20 protein-coding genes and 1 pseudogene are annotated in these 16,843 nt (G+C 54.3%); 10 read left to right on the plus strand and 11 right to left on the minus strand.

What is annotated here, in order from left to right; translation table 11 throughout:
* The first annotated feature begins 66 nt into the window (after nucleotides 1-66).
* The 3 genes from ACZ47M_RS01100 to ACZ47M_RS01110 are packed head-to-tail and all read left to right on the plus strand — an operon-like array spanning nucleotide 67 to nucleotide 1,804.
* Nucleotides 67-1,008 (plus strand): thiamine-phosphate synthase family protein, encoded by a 942-nt coding sequence (locus ACZ47M_RS01100; protein ID WP_315340799.1) that lies wholly within the window; start codon nucleotides 67-69, stop codon nucleotides 1,006-1,008.
* Nucleotides 965-1,378, plus strand: coding sequence for a secondary thiamine-phosphate synthase enzyme YjbQ (locus tag ACZ47M_RS01105; protein ID WP_315339362.1), 414 nt, complete (start codon nucleotides 965-967; stop codon nucleotides 1,376-1,378). Before ACZ47M_RS01100 ends, ACZ47M_RS01105 begins: the two co-directional genes overlap by 44 nt.
* Before the next feature lie 45 nt (nucleotides 1,379-1,423).
* Nucleotides 1,424-1,804, plus strand: coding sequence for a DUF2283 domain-containing protein (locus tag ACZ47M_RS01110; protein ID WP_315339364.1), 381 nt, complete (start codon nucleotides 1,424-1,426; stop codon nucleotides 1,802-1,804).
* Between the two features lie 27 nt (nucleotides 1,805-1,831).
* Here the strand turns inward: ACZ47M_RS01110 and ACZ47M_RS01115 are convergent, their stop codons facing one another.
* The 3 genes from ACZ47M_RS01115 to ACZ47M_RS01125 all read right to left on the minus strand — a co-directional run bounded on the left by ACZ47M_RS01115 (nucleotide 1,832) and on the right by ACZ47M_RS01125 (nucleotide 4,352).
* Complete coding sequence (locus ACZ47M_RS01115) at nucleotides 1,832-2,248, minus strand: EamA family transporter (protein ID WP_315339367.1); 417 nt, start codon at nucleotides 2,246-2,248, stop codon at nucleotides 1,832-1,834.
* 126 nt (nucleotides 2,249-2,374) lie between these two features.
* Entirely contained in the window at nucleotides 2,375-3,721 is a 1,347-nt protein-coding gene (locus ACZ47M_RS01120) for a cyclic 2,3-diphosphoglycerate synthase (protein ID WP_315339369.1), read from the minus strand.
* 187 nt (nucleotides 3,722-3,908) lie between these two features.
* Nucleotides 3,909-4,352: an aminoacyl-tRNA deacylase gene (locus ACZ47M_RS01125; RefSeq protein ID WP_315339371.1), complete on the minus strand. Its 444-nt coding sequence runs from the start codon at nucleotides 4,350-4,352 to the stop codon at nucleotides 3,909-3,911.
* 89 nt (nucleotides 4,353-4,441) lie between these two features.
* Here ACZ47M_RS01125 and ACZ47M_RS01130 point away from each other — a divergent pair.
* Nucleotides 4,442-4,618 (plus strand): annotated as a pseudogene (locus tag ACZ47M_RS01130) (alanyl-tRNA editing protein); the annotation flags it as partial.
* A gap of 3 nt (nucleotides 4,619-4,621) precedes the next feature.
* Here the strand turns inward: ACZ47M_RS01130 and ACZ47M_RS01135 are convergent.
* The 5 genes from ACZ47M_RS01135 to ACZ47M_RS01155 are packed head-to-tail and all read right to left on the minus strand — an operon-like array spanning nucleotide 4,622 to nucleotide 8,400.
* On the minus strand, nucleotides 4,622-5,047 hold the full coding sequence (locus tag ACZ47M_RS01135; RefSeq protein WP_315339372.1) for a type II toxin-antitoxin system VapC family toxin: 426 nt from the start codon (nucleotides 5,045-5,047) through the stop codon (nucleotides 4,622-4,624).
* The gene (locus ACZ47M_RS01140) at nucleotides 5,032-5,292 is read right to left on the minus strand and encodes a hypothetical protein (RefSeq protein WP_315339374.1); all 261 of its coding nucleotides are present in this window, start codon (nucleotides 5,290-5,292) and stop codon (nucleotides 5,032-5,034) included. Before ACZ47M_RS01140 ends, ACZ47M_RS01135 begins: the two co-directional genes overlap by 16 nt.
* Nucleotides 5,293-5,325: 33 nt before the next feature.
* The gene (locus tag ACZ47M_RS01145; RefSeq protein WP_315340802.1) at nucleotides 5,326-6,117 is read right to left on the minus strand and encodes a DODA-type extradiol aromatic ring-opening family dioxygenase; all 792 of its coding nucleotides are present in this window, start codon (nucleotides 6,115-6,117) and stop codon (nucleotides 5,326-5,328) included.
* A 5-nt stretch (nucleotides 6,118-6,122) separates the two neighbouring features.
* A complete protein-coding gene (thrC, locus tag ACZ47M_RS01150) occupies nucleotides 6,123-7,277 on the minus strand; it encodes a threonine synthase (protein WP_315339375.1) in 1,155 nt (384 codons plus the stop codon).
* Entirely contained in the window at nucleotides 7,234-8,400 is a 1,167-nt protein-coding gene (locus tag ACZ47M_RS01155) for an eCIS core domain-containing protein (protein WP_315339377.1), read from the minus strand. Before ACZ47M_RS01155 ends, thrC begins: the two co-directional genes overlap by 44 nt.
* A 64-nt stretch (nucleotides 8,401-8,464) precedes the next feature.
* Here ACZ47M_RS01155 and ACZ47M_RS01160 point away from each other — a divergent pair, with 64 nt between their 5' ends.
* A complete protein-coding gene (locus tag ACZ47M_RS01160; protein WP_315339379.1) occupies nucleotides 8,465-9,100 on the plus strand; it encodes an MBL fold metallo-hydrolase in 636 nt (211 codons plus the stop codon).
* Between the two features lie 9 nt (nucleotides 9,101-9,109).
* Nucleotides 9,110-9,829: a DNA repair and recombination protein RadB gene (radB, locus tag ACZ47M_RS01165; RefSeq protein ID WP_315339381.1), complete on the plus strand. Its 720-nt coding sequence runs from the start codon at nucleotides 9,110-9,112 to the stop codon at nucleotides 9,827-9,829.
* A 277-nt stretch (nucleotides 9,830-10,106) separates the two neighbouring features.
* Here radB and ACZ47M_RS01170 read toward each other — a convergent pair whose 3' ends face one another.
* Nucleotides 10,107-11,522 carry a ribonuclease FAU-1 family protein gene (locus ACZ47M_RS01170; protein WP_315340805.1) on the minus strand — a complete coding sequence of 472 codons (1,416 nt, stop codon included), beginning with the start codon at nucleotides 11,520-11,522 and terminating at the stop codon, nucleotides 10,107-10,109.
* Nucleotides 11,488-12,246, minus strand: coding sequence for a hypothetical protein (locus ACZ47M_RS01175; RefSeq protein ID WP_315339383.1), 759 nt, complete (start codon nucleotides 12,244-12,246; stop codon nucleotides 11,488-11,490). Before ACZ47M_RS01175 ends, ACZ47M_RS01170 begins: the two co-directional genes overlap by 35 nt.
* 135 nt (nucleotides 12,247-12,381) lie before the next feature.
* Between ACZ47M_RS01175 and moaA the strand changes: the two genes are divergently transcribed.
* Genes moaA through taw22 form a run of 4 tightly spaced genes read left to right on the plus strand, consistent with a single transcriptional unit; the run spans nucleotide 12,382 to nucleotide 15,253 of the window.
* Entirely contained in the window at nucleotides 12,382-13,305 is a 924-nt protein-coding gene (moaA, locus tag ACZ47M_RS01180) for a GTP 3',8-cyclase MoaA (RefSeq protein ID WP_315340808.1), read from the plus strand.
* 47 nt (nucleotides 13,306-13,352) lie between these two features.
* A complete protein-coding gene (locus ACZ47M_RS01185) occupies nucleotides 13,353-13,952 on the plus strand; it encodes a hypothetical protein (RefSeq protein WP_315339384.1) in 600 nt (199 codons plus the stop codon).
* Entirely contained in the window at nucleotides 13,918-14,304 is a 387-nt protein-coding gene (locus tag ACZ47M_RS01190; RefSeq protein WP_315339386.1) for a DUF835 domain-containing protein, read from the plus strand. Before ACZ47M_RS01185 ends, ACZ47M_RS01190 begins: the two co-directional genes overlap by 35 nt.
* A complete protein-coding gene (gene taw22, locus ACZ47M_RS01195) occupies nucleotides 14,240-15,253 on the plus strand; it encodes a tRNA (guanine(37)-N1)/4-demethylwyosine(37)-methyltransferase Taw22 (RefSeq protein ID WP_315339387.1) in 1,014 nt (337 codons plus the stop codon). Before ACZ47M_RS01190 ends, taw22 begins: the two co-directional genes overlap by 65 nt.
* A gap of 98 nt (nucleotides 15,254-15,351) precedes the next feature.
* Here taw22 and ACZ47M_RS01200 read toward each other — a convergent pair whose 3' ends face one another.
* Complete coding sequence (locus ACZ47M_RS01200; RefSeq protein WP_315340810.1) at nucleotides 15,352-16,842, minus strand: replication factor C large subunit; 1,491 nt, start codon at nucleotides 16,840-16,842, stop codon at nucleotides 15,352-15,354.
* Nucleotide 16,843: the final 1 nt, after the last annotated feature.

Here is a 16,843-nt window from a genome sequence, read left to right on the forward strand (position 1 = left end):
TTATGGTTAAGAGCGACCGCAATCCATTTAGGCCGCGGCCCGGTAGCAACCCCACCGGTGGTGGTTATGAGGACTCCAGCGGTTTATCTCGCTGAGGTAATAATGCCCTACCTGCGGGCGAAGATTGCCGAGGTTCTTTACAGGGGGAACCTCAGGCAGGCTGAAATCGCTGACTACCTCGGGGTTACCCAGACGATGGTGAGTAAATACCTCTCTGGCAGGTATAAGAAACTGCCGGATGAGCTTGCCAGCAGGATAGACGAGATAGCCGAGGAAGCCGGGAGGTTCATCCTCTACGGGGGCACCAGGGAAGGGGCTACAGTTCTCGTTTCCAGGCGATTGGTTGAGCTCTTCCAGAGCGGCTTTCTCTGCAGGTTTTACGCCGAGTACGCCGGGATCAGCGAGGAGGCCTGCCACACGATATATTCTACCTCCGGAAAGGGGGAAGTGCTGGAGAAGCTTTCGCTCGCTTTGAGACGTTTAATCTCCCTCCAGGATTTTGGCGGGCTAATCCCCGAGGTTAGGAGCAACTTCGCTTACTCGGTGCAGTCGCCCTCTGGCCCGGAGGATGTTGCGGCAGTTCCCGGCAGGATAACCCTTGCGAAGGGGAAACCCTACGCCCTGCCTCCAGAATTCGGGGCAAGCCGGTTTACGGCGGGTATCCTTGTCCGGGTCGGGAAATTAAGGCCCGAGGTCAGGAGCGTCCTCAACATCCGCTATGGTGACGACGTTGAGAGGGCCCTAAAGCTTTTTGGATTTAAGCTCGCCAGGGTGAGCACTGCCGGACTTGAGGAAAGGGAAGCCATGAAAAAGATAGCCAGCCCCTTCTCGAGTGAGATGTACGATGTTGTTATCGACGAAGGCGGCCACGGTGTTGAGCCCGTGGTCTATATCTTCGGCAGGGACCCCTTTGAAGTAGTTGATAAGGTTGAACGCCTCCTGCAGGTTCTTGGGGGTGGGGGTAATGAGGGTCTTCACGAAGGAGCTTCGCTTCTCAACGAGGGGTGAGATTGACCTCGTTAACATAACGGGAGAGGTCGAGAGGGCCGTTGAGGAGAGCAGAATAGAAAACGGGCAGGTTCTTGTATTTGTGCCCGGGGCAACGGGCGCGGTGGTGACGATAGAGCACGAGCCCGGCCTCCTGGAGGACTTTAAGATGGCTCTGAAGGAGCTTGTTCCTGCGGGAAAAGGCTACCTCCACGGGGGGATATATGACAACGCCCACAGCCATCTTCGTGCCACCATCTTAGGGGCAAGCGAATGCTTCCCGGTCGTTGACGGCCGCCTGGTGAGGGGAACCTGGCAGCAGGTATTCTTCGTCGAGCTGGACGTCAGGCCGAGGCACAGAAGGGTTGTAGTGCAGGTGATTGGAGAGTGAGGAGTCAGCCTCAGCCTTCGAGCAAAAGGATTAAGGTGGTGGACGATGGTCGAGGTTGAAAAGAGGCTCAGGCCCATTGATTATGACCTCGCCGTTGATTCGCTGTTCGTCAGCGTCCCGGGCAGGGAGTATAAGTCAATCATGGTTGGAGACGACCTCATCCTGGATTTCGGCGTGTTGCCGGGTGAGGATAAGCTCGGTGTGGTTGGATTTGAGCTGCTGGGAGCCTCAAAGAAGTTTGGCGTTGACAGGCATGTGCTTAGGAACATTAAGGGCCTTCACGCGGAGATAATAGCTAATGAAGAGTGGGTAAAGCTGAAGCTTTCCGTCGTTGTCCTCCATCGTAGAAAGGAGCAGAAGGGGGATAAGGTACTTGAGGTGGCCAACTCTGGCATTCCGAAGCTTACTTCTTCAATCACCGTTTGAGCCCCAGGTGGAGAAATTCGAACCGGCTCACAGAGACACTAAGATAGCTCCGATGACTATCAGGAGCGCCCCGAGTGCCGTTTTCATGTCCATCTTGTCCCCGAGGACGAGCCACGAGAGGAATATCGAGAGGGCGACGCTGGTCTTGTCTATGGCGATAACCGCGGGAACCCTTCCGTTCTTTATGGCCATGAAGTAGAACAGCCACGAGAGCGCCCCGGCAAGCCCGGAGAGGATTATCAGAAGGAGTGCCCTGCCGTCGATTTCGCCCACGTTTATCGAGCCTCTAATGAGCGCGACACCCACCAGGAAAACCGCCATTATAACGGCCCTCACCGCGGTTGCTAAAGTAGAATCGACGTTCTTAAGGCCCAGCCTTCCGAATATCGGGATAAGCGAAGCAAAGAAAGCAGACAGGACTGCGTAGGTTATGTAATCTTTCATTCCTACCCCTCAGAGAGGTTAATAGCCCGCCAGAGTTCATAGGCTCCGCCCTCGGCGGCACCCCGGGCAGGGGAAGTTAGCCTCTTCCCAATAAAAAGATTTCGAAAGGGAGAAAAGAAGGGAAGCTCACTTCCTGAGCTTCTCACACCTCTCGACCCACTCCTTGAGCACATCCCTGAGCTTGGGCTGGCCGATCTCCTCGAGCTCGTACTTGACGCGAACGGCCGGCTTGTTGAGTTTCATGAAGCGCCTGAGGTCAACGGGGGTGCCCATGATAACGACGTCTGCATCCGCCCTGTTGATGGTCTCCTCGAGCTCCTTGATCTGCTTGGCCCCGTAGCCCATTGCAGGCAGGATAACGTCGAGGTGGTTGTATTTCCTGTAGGTCTCGACGATTGAGCCGACCGCGTAGGGCCTCGGGTCGATTATCTCCTTCGCTCCGAACTTCTTGGCGGCGATGTATCCGGCACCGTACTTCATGCCGCCGTGGGTGAGGGTTGGGCCATCCTCAACAACGAGGACGCGCTTGCCCTTGATGAGCTCTGGCTTATCGACGTAGAGCGGTGAGGCTCCATCTATGACGATGGCGTTCGGGTTGATCTGTTCAATGCTTTCTCTTACCCTCTGGATGTCGTCGCGGTTGGCTGTGTCTATCTTGTTGATTATGATAACGTCAGCGCTCCTGAAGTTGGTCTCACCCGGGTGGTACTTGAGCTCGTGCCCGGGCCTGTGCGGGTCGGTAACGACTATCCAGAGGTCCGGCTCGTAGAACGGGAAGTCGTTGTTCCCGCCGTCCCAGAGGATTATGTCGGCCTCCTTCTCGGCCTCGCGGAGAATCTTCTCGTAGTCAACGCCGGCATAAACCACCATTCCCCTCTCGATGTAGGGCTCGTACTCTTCCCTCTCCTCGATCGTGCACTCGTGCCTGTCGAGGTCTTCGAAGCTTGCAAACCTCTGGACGACCTGCTTTCTGAGGTCTCCATAGGGCATCGGGTGCCTTATGGCGACGACCCTGTAACCCATCTCCTGGAGGAGCTGGGCGACCTTCCTCGAGGTCTGGCTCTTTCCGCAACCTGTTCTGACGGCTGTGACGGCCACAACCGGCTTGGTGCTCTTTAGCATCGTGCTCTTCGGCCCGAGGAGCCAGAAGTCGGCTCCAGCCGAGTGGGCCCTGCTTGCCAGGTGCATGACGTGCTCGTGGGAGACGTCGGAGTAGGCGAAGACGACGATATCTACATTGTGCTCCTTGATTATCTTCTCAAGGTCGTCCTCGCTCAGGATCGGGATTCCGTTCGGGTAAAGCTCCCCCGCGAGCTCGGGCGGATAAACCCTTCCCTCGATGTCCGGGATCTGGGTGGCTGTGAAGGCTACCACCTCGTAGTCCGGGTTGTTCCTGAAGAACACGTTGAAGTTGTGGAAGTCCCTGCCGGCGGCCCCCAGGATAACAACCCTCCTCTTTTTCTTCTCGGCCATTTTCGTTCACCCCATTGTAGTCAGGCATTGGTGCATCGTTTTTAGCATTTATAACGGTTTTTGTTTAACAATGCAAGACTCTGTTGGGGCTTATTCGGTTCAAAAACGGGTGAACTGAAAAACATTCAAGCGAGAGGGTGAATAATCAAAGTTCCGATTTACTCGGCGCGTGAGTAACGGGGCACCGCTATTTCCTGACTTCCATAACCTCCGCGTTCTGGTACTCGAGGATTTTCCGGGGCTCTATCCGGAGCAGCCTGTCTATCGAACCGCCCCCACCTATGACGTACTCGTTTTCGAGAACCCTTGGGTCAACTATTGTCCTGAGCGGAACGCCAACAGGAGGGACTCCGCCAACCTCGTATCCTGTGAGCTCCTTTACCTCCTCTGGCTTCGCGAAGCGGCACTTCCCGAAGAGCCTCTCCAGCTTTTCCATGTCCACCTTTGATTCCCCGTCCACTATGACGAGCAACGGCCCCCTCTCGCTTATTATCACGAGAGACTTTATCACCTGCTTCGGCGAGGCCCCGGTCTCCCCCGTGGCCTGCTCAACGGTCTTCACCGGCCGTCCTATCTTAAGGATCTCGGCGCCCAGTTCCCTTGCTATTTCCTCAATCTTTTCCATTTCCATTCCTCCGGTCGTTTTGGGCGCGACCGTTAATAAGACCTTTGCCTATGCTGACCCCGCACGTGTCACAGTTGCCAATAGGCCGAGGAGCCTTCGGCGAGGATATGCATGACCTCTTCTCGATTCCTCCGGAGGTAAAGACCCTCAGAGTCGTTGTCATCGAGGGCTGGAACGTCAACGCCTGCAAGGAAGAGCACACGCGGACGACTGGGGAGATAAAAATCCGGAAAGTCCGCTTCAGGAGGAGTAAGGGACTGCCGGAGGTAAGCTTATTAGGGAACGGTCTCGAAGAGAACCGTGAAGTCGCTGTCAAAGGTGAAGGCCTTTCTTATTTTCAAGCGCTCCATCATGGCAAGGGCCAGTGCGTCTATCATGTCCAGGCCTTTCTTGTCGGTGTATTTGAAGAATAACTCCCATGCTCTTTCCCAGTCGCCCTCTGTTTCCCTTTCGATGAAGATGAACTTGCTCGACGTGTAGAGCCTGTACTGCTCAAGGGCAACGTCCTTTCCAACGTGCTTGCTTACTCCGTTGAGGAACTCCATTAACGTAGGTCTCCCTAGGACGAAGCGCGAACCCCTTGAAACGGCTTCCCTGAAAAAGCTCACCGCCCTCTCGTGTTCGGGGTCATCTCTCGCCAGTAAGGCTATCATTGCACTCGTGTCAAGGTATATCAGCTCTGGCTTCAGCGGCTTCGCCATTCGACCACGCCCCAGTCATCGTCGTGGCTGGTTTTCCTGCCCTTGAGCTCCACAACGCCGAAGGCCTCCCATATAGGGTCGTTTTCAACCTCTTCCCGGATTTTCTCCTCGTTCATCTTGACATAGGCCTCCACTGCCTCCCGCAGGACTTCCTTGAGGCTCTTACCCTCCCTCAGTGATATCAACCTTAGCATGTTATAGAGTTCTTCATCTAACTCGGTCTGCACATGCTTGATGGCTGACATTCAATCACCAGATGCATTTGGAAATTTTGACATTTAAGACTTTCTCACCCACAGCGCCCCGGCCATGCCAAAGTAAGTCGGACAGGCGTATGCAGAGCCTTTTAGCTCGAACTTACCCACTCTCATCGCTCCCAGCATTATCAGCATCCCCCAGTAGCTGTCCGGCAGAGCGTTGTTTATCAGCTCTTCCGGAATTTCCAGAAGCTCCCCAAGGCGGTCCTCGTTGATGAGCTCCATGATAAGCTCGTCGTACTCCTCGCTCTCCTCTCTGTAACCATAGGGGCCGTTTTTGGCGTGGGCATGCCCGTGGTCGGCGCTGATTATCAGGGCAACCCTCTTTTCGCTTTCCTCGAGGACTCTACCTAGGATTTCTCCGGCCTTCACGAGGGTTTTCCTGTCGATCCCCCTCGACGGCGTCATCAGGACTAAGGGCTTTTTCCTAAGGAACTGGAGCGGGATGAGCTCCCCCCAGCTGAGGGGCCACCTCGAGTATTGGCCGCTCCTGCTGGCGAAGTTCAGGTCAACTATCGGAATTCCAGCCTCTTTTTCAGCCCTGTAGATTTTCTCGGCCAGCTCAATGTCGGTTTTCCACTCGCCCGGAAGTTCTTTTCCCTCGAAGCCGAGCCACGAGATTAGGTTCTCCGCCATCACTACTCCGAGGTGGTCGCTCATCCTGACGTTGTGGGGGCTGACGAGCACGTAGGAGTCGACATCTCCAAAGGCCTCCCCGATGTCGTTCAAAACCCTGGCCAGCTTTCTCGTCTCCTCATCAGGCGGTTCCAAAACCGGGTTGCCGTGGGGCATCAAACCTATCCCGACGAGCATTTCCATCACCTCAGGCAGTTTTCGAGCTCATCAATTGGGCATTCCACAATTTTTCCGCCCTCTACGTGGGAAAGGGCCTTCAGCCCGGAGCCCGTGAGGATGGAAACTACTTTCGACCCTTCGGGAATAACGCCGCTCTCTCCGAGCTTTTCCAGTGCCGCCATTCCGGTTGCGCTCGCAGGTTCAACAAAAAGGCCCTCACCGGCCAGTTCCCTCTGGGCCCCGATTATTTCCTCGTCGCCCACGGAAACGCAGGGCCAGCCGAACTCGCGGAGGAGCCTTAGAACCGCGTTTCCGCTCGGCGGGTAAGGGTTCGCTATGGCCTGCGCTATCGTCTTTGGATTTTCAAAGCGCTCTAATCTGCCTTTTCCTTCTTTGAACGCCCTGCATATCGGTGAACAGCCTTCCGCTTGAACCGCAACGAGAACTGGCAGTTCCTCAATCAATCCGCTCTCCCTCAGTTCAAGGAAGCCCTTCGCTATCCCCCTGAAGAGGCCGCCGGAACTCGTGGGGATTAGAACGTAGTCAGGTGTTACCTCCTCCGCTATTTCAAAGGCTATCCCCTTGTATCCCTCGACGCGGAAGGGGTTGTCGGAGTTGATGAAGTAGACGCCGAGCCTTTCCCCGAGCTTCAGGCTATCAAAGTAGAGCCTTCCATAGTCTCCTTTCACCCGTATCACGTCGGCACCGTAAACTGAAACGGCCCTCAGCTTCTCGTCGCCCGTCTTTTCTGAGACGAGGATTTTTGCGTTTAAGCCAAAGCGTGAGGCATAGGCAGAAACGCTCGCCGCCATGTTGCCGGTGGAGACTGTTCCAACGGCCTTATAATCGGCTTTGAGGGCGTAGCTCATGGCCAAAAACGTTCCCCTGTCCTTGAAGCTCCAGGTCGGGTTTACGGTCTCGTTCTTGAGGTAGAGCTTTACTCCGAGTTCCTTTCCGAGCTTTGATCTAACCAGCGGCGTGTCCCCTTCCCCGAGGGAAAGCTCAAGCTCGGGTTCAACGGGCCAGAAGTCGTAAAACCTCTCCCAGACGGTTTTTCCCAGGTAAGGTTCGCCTTTAAAGGGTTCGAACTCGACCGGTTCACCGCATTCGCACCTCTGCACGGGCCCGTTGTACTCAGCCCCACAGATCGGGCAGATTAACTTCGGTTTTGTTTTCATAGGCCTTAACCTCCGGCAGGTTTTTCACACTCTTTAAAACCACGGTTTCACCGTTTTGCCTTATCGAAAAGCTGGCGTAGGTGTTGTTTGATGATAACGTCCTGAGCAGCCCGGCAAATGAGTTGGCATGGCTTTCGTCCTCAAAAACGACTTCCCAGACCAGTACCCTGGCAAGGGTTCCGTTTTCGGTTAAGTCCCCCATGATGAGCCAGTCCCCTTCCCACGCCCGGGCCATGTCCATGGCTACGTCCTTGGAGTAATTGTGGCTCCAGTAAAGGAGAAAGACGTAATAGGCCCCCATACTGCTCGAGTACTTTACGCTGAGATTTTCTTGGAGTTTTTCGACGTTCTCTCTGACATCCACCGGCGTCCAGTTTTCGAGGTAAAGCTCGGGGAACATAACGGCCTTGGTGGTGTTGGGGAGGTTTTGATACATTGAGTTAACCAGCCCCCAGCCCCCCTTCCTGTAGAGGTACTCCACGAAGCGATCGCCGAAAACGTAGGGGAATACTCCAAGGCCCACAACTGGGTCCCTCGTGTAGAGGTCTGTTATCTTGTGAATGGGTATTCCGGTTTCGTTGCAGTAAAGGTCAGCCACCAGGTCTGCATCCCCCTCTATCGCCGCCTGAATAGCCTTCGTGGTGTCAAGGGTTGGCCCCCCGTAGGGGGCGTCAAACCATTGCTTCTGAAGAACGTGAACCGACTCGTGGGCGATTACCCTCCTGGCAGTGTTAACGTCCCCGAAAAAGTTCTCCCTTATGATGTATATCTTATCCCCCACCGTTGCGGCTATCCACCCGAGGTCCTGCTCAACTTTCTCCTGAACGTAGGGGTAGTCCGGTGGGAGTAGGAGGCTCATCTTGTACACATCTTCCTCCAGCCTCATCCTATCTATGTCAGGCTTCCCTGGCTCGAAGAGCTCCCTTGCTTCCCTCTTTGTGAGAACTATTATTTCCGGCTGCTCCTCAAACTGCAGGCCCCTGATCTCCTCTACTGCCTTTAGTATCTTTGAGACCTCCGAGAGGACAGTCTCACTGTCCTGGTTTTCTAGCTCCGTTGCGGCCCAGAGGCTTAGGGCAATGAGCACTACCAGTCCAGCTGCGAGGATCTTTTTTGATGTCATCGGGTTCAATTTGGTGGGGAAATATTTAAGTTCACCTCCCCGAAAAAAGATGTGGTGAGACCTGATGAAGATCATATGGCACGGTCACGCATGCTTCTGGATAGAGACGAACGGGGTCAGGCTACTTATCGACCCTTACCCCGAGGTTGAAGACGACGGGATCGGGGACGTCGACTACATACTGATAACCCACGAGCACACCGACCACTACGGTAAGGTTGAGCTCCTCTCCAGGCTCAGGGATGCCACTGTTATAGGCCCCAAGACAGTCTACATGATGGCGGTGGCCGATGGGGTAACAAAGGTGAGGGAAATCCAGGCTGGGGAAACAATAGAGCTTGGAAACGGCGTTAGAGTAACGGCGATATTCATGGAGCACCCATCAAGCCAGTACCCCCTCGGCTACCTCATAGAGGGGGACAAAAAGGTTTTCCACACCGGGGACACTTACCCCTTTCCGGCACTCCAGAACCTCCGCGGAAGCGTGGATATCCTGATGGTTCCAATAAGCGGCCGTTCAACCGCCAACGAGAGGGAGGCTGTCCAGATAGTCGAGGACATAAGGCCGAAGGTTGTTATTCCAATGCACTATGGGGTTTACAGCAGTGCCTCTCCCGAAAAGCTGATTGAAGAACTGAGGAGGCGCAGGATTTTTGCCTTTGTCAAAGTCCTCAAGCAAGGAGAGGAATTCGTGGTATAGGTGTGACCCATGCTCTCCACCGGAACCAGGGCCCTTGACGAACTCCTCGGGGGAGGCTTTGCTCCGGGAATTCTGAGCCAGGTCTATGGCCCCTATGCTTCCGGAAAAACCACTCTGGCTATTCAAGCTGGCATCTTGAGCGGGGGGAAGGTGGCTTACGTTGACACCGAGGGAGGTTTTTCTCCGGAGAGACTTTCCCAGATAGCGGAGCTCAGGGGGTTTAACCCAGAGGAGGCGCTTTCGCGCTTCGTGCTTTTTCATCCCGGTGATTTCAAGGAACAGCGTAGAATCATAGGATCCCTGAAAAAGATCGTCAACGGGAGCTTTTCTCTCGTCGTGGTTGACTCCATAACTGCACACTACCGGGCAGAGGAAGACTGGCGCTCCCTGAACGTTGAGCTGAACAAGCAGCTCCAGGTTCTCCTCTGGATAGCCAGGAAAAACTCGATTCCCGTGATGGTAATCAATCAGGTCCATTTTGACAGCGAGACGGGTATGACAAAGCCCGTGGCCGAGCAGACGCTTGGCTACAGGTGTAAGGACATCCTTCGCCTCGACAGACTGCCAACCCCCGGGAGGAGGGTTGCCGTCCTTGAGAGGCACCGGTTTAGACCTGAAGGGCTGATGGCTTATTTCAGGATAACGGAGAAGGGGATAGAGGACTCAGTTGAACCCGGAAGGGAGAGCAGGAAAGAAGTCCCAAAAACCTCCCTGGAATCGATTTTGTGATATCCGTCGGAAACTTCGACTCTCAACGACTTTTTAGATGTGCTCTTCCTCCTCAACTCAGCTTCCTTTGCCCTTCTCGATGACGCAGTAACAGCTTTGGTGTGCCCGATCTCCGGCGGAGGTCGAAGAGGAGGAGCAGGGTCTGAGAATGGTCTCCTCAGCCTTGAACAGTCCAGGGAAGAGGTGACGGAACACAAAACGCGCGCTCGGAGACTTCAAAATCTCCTCCACGATAAAAGGTTGAAAAAGAGACTGAGAGGATGGCATCAAAGTTGCCCTAAACCCTCTCGTAAACCTCCTGGGTTATCTTGAGCACGGCGCGGTAGAGCTTCTCGGTTATTACCCCGTCCTCGTAGTGCTCCCTGAGCTTATCCTTGTCTATGATCTCCTTCTTCCCGTCGGGCCACTTCACGATGTCCACCTCGAGGTCGATGTAGCGGGCCCTATCGGGGTATATCTCGACGGGCGTGTTGATGTTGTAATACTCGCCTTTGAGTTCGCCGTTTCTGTTGTAATAGCGGTGGACGAACCACCACCTGCCGGCTTCTATCTCAGTTACTGCATAATCTCCGAACTCTATCGGGACGTCGAGGCCGTCGTAGACTTTTCCGGGCTTCAGGTGTCTCTTCAGGGTTATCCTCAGCGGGTTCATTGAGACCTCCATAACCTCCCCCGGCCCGAGCTTGAACTTCTGGCCGTCCGGCTTGCTGTGCTCCAGGAAGAAGAGCCAGCCCTTTTTTGGCCCCTTCTGGTTCAGTAGGACGTTCCAAAAGCCCTGGTTGACTTTTGCCCTTTGACTGGGAACCTCGGCGAGAATTCCCTCGGCTATCTCAACGGCAAAGCTGAACTCCAGGTCGTAGGCCTTCAGCTGGTGGTGGCCGTCTATGGTTGGGATTACTCTGTTCCTTATCTTATCGAGCTTCTTCTTGGCCCCCCCACCGAACTCGACTTCGTAGATGTTCCTGCCCTCGATTATCTGCTCCGGGGCAGAGTAGCTGTCGGCGTTTTTGAGCTTCTCCGCAAGTTTGGAAAGCCTTACGATCTCGTCCCTCAGCGTGTTCCAGTCCTTGTAGGCCGCGGCCGTCCTCCAGAGGATTCCCCATTCGCCCAGGTCAATGCTAAGCCCGAGTATCCTCAGTCTCTCCCTCTCGGAGCTTTCCTTTATCTTCCTGGATATCTTGACGTGCCTCTGGCTTCCCGGTGGTTTGGGTATCAAAACGGCGTAATCCCCGGGAACAGTGAGGGTAGGACTGAGGTGAGGGAGGAGGTTGTGCTTCTTGACCTGGACGAGAACCTCATCCCCTTCCTGGAGCCTTTTGCCTTCCTCAATGGGTATCGTCCCTATTGCACTTCCTATGTCAACGTAGACGTACTTCTCGTCCCTTTTCACAACGAGTCCCCTGTAAATCCCGTAGAGCTGGTAGGGGAGACGCCTAAAGACGACGTCTATAAACTCTTCCTCGAATACTTTTTTTATCTCCTCGACCGATTCCCCCGTTAGGATGACTCCATGGTGGTCCTTTTTGTCGTAGATGTCAACGTTGAACTCGTCGTAGGTTTCCTCGATTCCAAGCCTTTCGGCTATTTTCTGGCTCGGCTGGGCTATCTTAAAACCCCTGTCCAACAAGAGCTTCGTCAGGGCCGTGCTGTATATGCCCCTAATCCGAACTGAAACTCCTGTGTCTGTAGACACTTTCACCCCCCCGTTCCTTCCTTTCCACTACTCCAATGAGAGCGAGTCCCTCCAGGATTTCACCGGCGTTTTTGACGCCGCTGAGCTTTTCCACGTTTCTTTCCTCAACCCAAAGGAGCCCCATTCTGTGCCAGGTTTTCAGGGCATCCTCAACTTTGTGGACATCAGCGGGATGGGCGTAAAGCCTGTATGTGAACCTCACGAGGCTCTGGAGTTTTTTCTCCAGATCATCTATTTGTTCGAGTTTCCTGATTATACTGGTTGGTGGCTTTTTCTGGTTTTCGCTCTCTCCCCCAATCCTCTCGACGAACTCCAGGCTCTCCACTTCCTTGCCCATGATCTGGAGGGCCCTCCTCACGGTGTAGTCGTATATCCTGTGGAATTGGACGAGCCTCTCAAGGGCAGCTTTCAGCTTCGTCCTCTCAGAATACGCATCTGGCTTTGAGAGTAATGCAATTACCTCTTCAAGGCGGAACTTCATCTGATGCTCGCTCTTCTGGAGCTCCTTCGCAACGGGTTCGACCTCTTCCCCGATGGGAACCATCTCCCTGTAAAGCTCACCCACCAGATCCATTTTCTCACTCACGAGACTGTAAAGCCCCCTGACGAGCTCATAAAGTCCCTCGTAGCTGTTCTCCTCGTACAGGAGAGAAAACTTGGATTCAAACTCCCTGTGGAGGCTCTCTATCCTGTTCATAACCTCACGAACCCTCTCGACCTTCATAAGTTTCCCTCCAGTTGGGCCGGTAAAACCTTGCACCTTCCCCTACTTTACCTTTTCCTCCACCCGTGTTAACCAGACTTGTTTACCCAAAATCTTTTTTTAAACTTAGGGATTAATCGCCGTGGTGTTCCCATGGTGCTCTACGACCGCTTTGGAAGGCCAGTAACGAACCTCAGGATATCGCTCACGCAGGAGTGCAACTTCCGCTGCTTTTTCTGCCACGGGGAGGGCCAGCACTTCAACGCAAAGCTGGAGCTAACCCCGGATGAAATCGAGAGGCTCGTTAGAATCGCTTCGCGCCTTGGCATTAACAAGGTCAAGCTGACCGGCGGCGAGCCCACGGTAAGGGAGGACATACTGGAAATAGTGGGGCGCATAAAGCCCTACGTGGTGGACTTAAGCATGACAACCAACGGGAGCAGGCTCAAGGAGCTCGCCAGACCCCTGGCTAAAGCCGGCCTCGACAGGGTAAACGTCTCCCTCCACAGCCTCAGGAGAGACGTTTACAAGCGCATAACGGGCGTGGATATGCTGGAAACTGTTCTTGAAGGAATCGAGGAGGCGGTAAAATACCTCAGCCCGGTAAAACTCAACATGACGGTCATGAAGGGCCTGAACGAGGGCGAGATCTGGGATATGATAGACTTCGCGGCCAAAACTGGAACAATACTCCAGCTCATCGAACTCGAGGTTCCGAGGGAGGTTGAGGGGACTGCCTTCTTCAAGAAGTACTTCTACCCGCTCCAGCCGGTCGAGAGGGAGCTTGAGAAGAGAGCGGTGGAGACACGCGAGAGAAGTATGCACAGGCGGAAGAAGTACTTCATTCCGACAGATTACGGCATTGTCGAGGTGGAGGTTGTGAGGGCGATGCATAATACCCTCTTCTGTGCCAACTGCACCCGCTTGAGGGTTACGTCCAATGGCATGTTCAAGACCTGCCTCCTGAGAAACGATGACTTAATAGATTTCCTGACCGCAATGAGGAACGGTGCGAGCGATGAGGAGATAGTTGAGCTCCTCAAGAAGGCCGTTCTCATGCGCGAGCCCTACTGGAAGTGAGGCAAAACGTTTTTTAGGAAGGATCCCAATTTTCTCCAGGGGAAGCCATGGGAGACGTTAACTACCCGGAGTTAGTTATGGGCATTGTCTTACTTCTGGGCTCTCTGCTCGGCATTTACCGTGCCTTGCATTACTATTCCCGTCTCTCGGGGGTCTGGAGAGACCTGAGCAAAAGGGTGATTGTTTCTTTGAGCCTTTTTGCCGCTGGATCTGTTGGAGTTATCGTTGAGTCTCTGTTGAATACGGGCATATGGGAGGTTATGGCGCTGTTCTACCTATTGTCTTACGCGGTGATATTCCTTGTGATTTTTCTGAACCTCAGGCGTGCTTCGTCCCCACAGCCAGCACCCAGCAATCAGCTGGAGGGCTATCGGGAGAGCAAGTTCCCCATAACGGGCGGTTATCTGCTGAGCAAGGCCCCTTCCCCCATGACTTTGATGCTCCTGAAGAGACTTTCCGGTCTTCTGGTGGTGAGCAGGAACACCTACGAGCAGTGGGTTAAAAAATCTGGGGTTAAGCCGGACAGGTTTATCTGGCTGAGCAGAGCCGAGATGGGGGGGGGCAGTAGATCCAGGAAAGCTCCACGTGCTTCAGAGCGAGATACTGGCATTTTTGGAAACGAAAAGTCCAGCAAGCGTTTACTTTGAGGGCGTTGAGTATCTGGCACTTTACAACGACTTTCCCGGCGTTGCCAAGTTCCTGTTCTCAGTTAAGGACGCGGTGGTGATCAACAACTCTTTAATGCTCCTTTTCCTGCCCAGGGGGATTCTTGATCCGAAACAGGAATCCGTACTGGCCAGGGAGTTTGAACCGATCGGTGAGAAGGAGCTAATGGAAAGAATTTTAAATGCGCTACCGGGGAAGGAAAGGGCGGAAATAGCGCTCTTCGGCGTGCTTCAACCAGCCAAGGAAGAGAACCCGGAGGGAAGCAGGGGTGCCGGCGCTGAGGGTTCCGAAGGGGGAAGCGGAGCTGGTGAAAGGGAAGCTGAAAAAGCTTAACCTCTACGACGGGAAGAGAAGGCCAAAGATAGAGGGTGATTTCGTTCTTTTGCCCGTTTTTGAGGATGATAGGCTTCACTCCCTCGGCTACGAGGTTCTTGACATTGAGCTCCCCCTCAGGCCTGAGAGGCAGATATACAAGAACCTTGAGAGCGTTTTAGCGGAGAGGCTGACAAAGGAAGAGCTGGGGCACCTCAGGAGGTATGACGTTGTTGGGGACATAGCGGTGGTTCAAATTCCGCCAGAGCTTGAACACCGCGTTGATGACATCGTTTGGGGCCTGCTGAAGGTTCACCCGTTCCTCAAGGTCATCGCTAAGAAGGGCTTCCACGAGGGGGCCTTCAGGATAAGGGACTACTCCATAATCTGGGGCGAAAAGAGGCTTGAAACAGTCCACAGGGAAAACGGCGTCGAGATAAAAGTGGACCTCTCAAAGGCCTTCTTCAACCCGAGGATGAAGGGAGAGCGCTACCGCTTAGCCCAACTCGTTCGCGACGGGGAAAGGATTCTGATGCCTTTTGCTGGAGTTCTGCCCTACGCGCTCGTCATAGCCCGCTATCGGAAGGTAAAAATCACCGCCTTAGAGCTGAACAGAGAAGCTTACGAGCTCGGCCTTGAGAACATCGAGTTGAACAGGAAACGCTTGAAGGGTGAGATAGAGTTCATACATGGGGACGCCTTCGAGGTTCTTCCGGGGCTTCCAACCTACGACCGCGTGATAAGTCCGACGCCGAGGGGCGTTGATGCGCTGGCCCTAACGCTGAGCAAGGCTGAGACGTGGCTCCACTACTATGACTTCGTGGAAGAGTCAGAGATTGGGAGATTCAGGGAGAGAATACTCAAGGAATGCCTGAAGCAGGGAAAAGAATGCGCAGTCAGGGTGAAAAAGGTAAGCGACTTTAAGCCACACGTCTTTAAGGTCTGTGCGGACGTGAGGATTCTGGGATGATCTCTGGCTCCACTGAAGTTCCTCCTCGAAGACATGCCTGGATTGAGGTGGCCCCCGAGGGATTTAAACGACGTCTCGAATGGAAAAGAGAAAGAAGATCACTTCTTCAAAAAGTCGAAGAGCGTCGCCTGCTTGCCCTTCTTCTTTTCCTCTTTCTTGCCAACCGCTTCAATTTCCTCCGTTGCCTTCTCAAGCTCTTCCTCGCTTATTTCTTCCTCAGGCTCTTCCCGGGCTTCTTCTATCGTCTCTTCGGCTTCTTTTACCTCTTCCTCTGATGTTTCGGCCTCTTCAGGCTCTTTCCCCGCTTCCCTGACCCTGGCCTCTTCCTCTTCCCTCTTGAGCTTCTTCTCGATGTTCATGCTTTTTGCCCATATCGTCTTGGCCTTCTCAGAATCCCCCGCTAAAAACTCGACCTCCTTCAAATCAAGGTCGAGGTAGACCACGAAGTGGGCCGCGGCCTCTGGGTTGTTCTCGAATATCGCCCTGAGGTAGTTGAGGGTCTCCAGCGCCTCCAGCTTTGCCATGTGCATCTCTTTCATTACTTTCCTGACTATTGAGTCCCTGAGCGTCCTTTCCTCCTTGCTCTCGGTGAGGAGCTTTATCGTCTTCGGCGGGTAGATTTTCACGAAGCCCTTCCTCTTGAGGCCAGCAACGGCGACTCCTGCCGTCATCATATCCGTTGCGTACGCCCAGAGGGAATAGACTCCAGTTCTCTGGGCCCTCCCGAGGTAGATGTCGGCCCTGCTTAGTGCTTCATACGCCCTCGCTATATCCTCAGGCCTGGAGTAGGCGTAAGGGACGTTCTCGCTTATCCACTGGAGGAGCTCGTCGGGGAACATGTCCACTCCTAAGACTGCAAGCTTGGCCTTCTTGGCGTTGTCAGTGGCGAAGACCTGCGCCAGAGCCTGGAAGACGCTCTTCTCCGTGTCGCGGTAAGCCAGGACGTCCTGGGCGTCCTCAGCGCCTCCGGTCACAACCGTCTGGAGGTCGTTGATAGCAGCCCTCAGATCGCCGTTGGCGTGCTTCGCAATGTCGTAGAGAACCTCCTTGGGGAGGGTGACCTTTTCCATGTGGAGTATTCTCGCTAAAGCCTTGACTATGTCCCCCTGGGTGAGGCGCTTGTACTCGACTATCTGGGCCTTGGCCCTTATCTCCCACGGGACCTCCCAGTAGTGGTTGGCGGCCATTACTATGGGATTTCTTGCTCTATCGATGAGCACGGCTATCTCCTTGGCCCCACTCGGCTCTATGTTGTCAGCCTCGTCGAGGAAGATGAGCTTCCTGCTCTTTCCGAGGATGTCCATCGTGTAGGCGGCCTGAACGTAGCGCTCTATCTTCTCATAGGTTCGCTCGTCGCTCGCGTTGAGCTCGATTACCTCGAAGCCGTATTCCTTGGCCAGGGCATAGACTGTGGTTGTCTTCCCGCACCCAGGCGGGCCCGCTAAGATCAAAGCCTTCTTCTTTGGGGGGTTGCCGTGGAGCCACGCCTCGACCCAGGCCCTGACCTGTTCTATTGCCTCCTCCTGGTTGACGATCTCGCTGAGCCTTCTGGGCCTGTACTTCTCGACCCAGGGCATCTCCCGCGGCATG

This window comes from Thermococcus waiotapuensis, assembly GCF_055384795.1.

Bases quoted from the DNA above. Each gene is read 5' to 3' on its own strand.
- radB (WP_315339381.1), top strand. From the start codon at position 9,110: ATGCTCTCCACCGGAACCAGGGCCCTTGACGAACTCCTCGGGGGAGGC.
- ACZ47M_RS01160 (WP_315339379.1), top strand. From the start codon at position 8,465: ATGAAGATCATATGGCACGGTCACGCATGCTTCTGGATAGAGACGAAC.
- ACZ47M_RS01145 (WP_315340802.1), bottom strand. From the start codon at position 6,117: ATGCTCGTCGGGATAGGTTTGATGCCCCACGGCAACCCGGTTTTGGAA.
- ACZ47M_RS01200 (WP_315340810.1), bottom strand. From the start codon at position 16,842: ATGCCGCGGGAGATGCCCTGGGTCGAGAAGTACAGGCCCAGAAGGCTC.
- ACZ47M_RS01120 (WP_315339369.1), bottom strand. From the start codon at position 3,721: ATGGCCGAGAAGAAAAAGAGGAGGGTTGTTATCCTGGGGGCCGCCGGC.
- ACZ47M_RS01135 (WP_315339372.1), bottom strand. From the start codon at position 5,047: ATGGCGAAGCCGCTGAAGCCAGAGCTGATATACCTTGACACGAGTGCA.
- ACZ47M_RS01175 (WP_315339383.1), bottom strand. From the start codon at position 12,246: ATGAAGGTCGAGAGGGTTCGTGAGGTTATGAACAGGATAGAGAGCCTC.
- ACZ47M_RS01140 (WP_315339374.1), bottom strand. From the start codon at position 5,292: ATGTCAGCCATCAAGCATGTGCAGACCGAGTTAGATGAAGAACTCTAT.
- ACZ47M_RS01155 (WP_315339377.1), bottom strand. From the start codon at position 8,400: ATGACATCAAAAAAGATCCTCGCAGCTGGACTGGTAGTGCTCATTGCC.
- ACZ47M_RS01105 (WP_315339362.1), top strand. From the start codon at position 965: ATGAGGGTCTTCACGAAGGAGCTTCGCTTCTCAACGAGGGGTGAGATT.
- ACZ47M_RS01100 (WP_315340799.1), top strand. From the start codon at position 67: ATGAGGACTCCAGCGGTTTATCTCGCTGAGGTAATAATGCCCTACCTG.
- ACZ47M_RS01110 (WP_315339364.1), top strand. From the start codon at position 1,424: ATGGTCGAGGTTGAAAAGAGGCTCAGGCCCATTGATTATGACCTCGCC.
- thrC (WP_315339375.1), bottom strand. From the start codon at position 7,277: ATGAAAACAAAACCGAAGTTAATCTGCCCGATCTGTGGGGCTGAGTAC.
- ACZ47M_RS01115 (WP_315339367.1), bottom strand. From the start codon at position 2,248: ATGAAAGATTACATAACCTACGCAGTCCTGTCTGCTTTCTTTGCTTCG.
- ACZ47M_RS01125 (WP_315339371.1), bottom strand. From the start codon at position 4,352: ATGGAAATGGAAAAGATTGAGGAAATAGCAAGGGAACTGGGCGCCGAG.
- ACZ47M_RS01185 (WP_315339384.1), top strand. From the start codon at position 13,353: ATGGGAGACGTTAACTACCCGGAGTTAGTTATGGGCATTGTCTTACTT.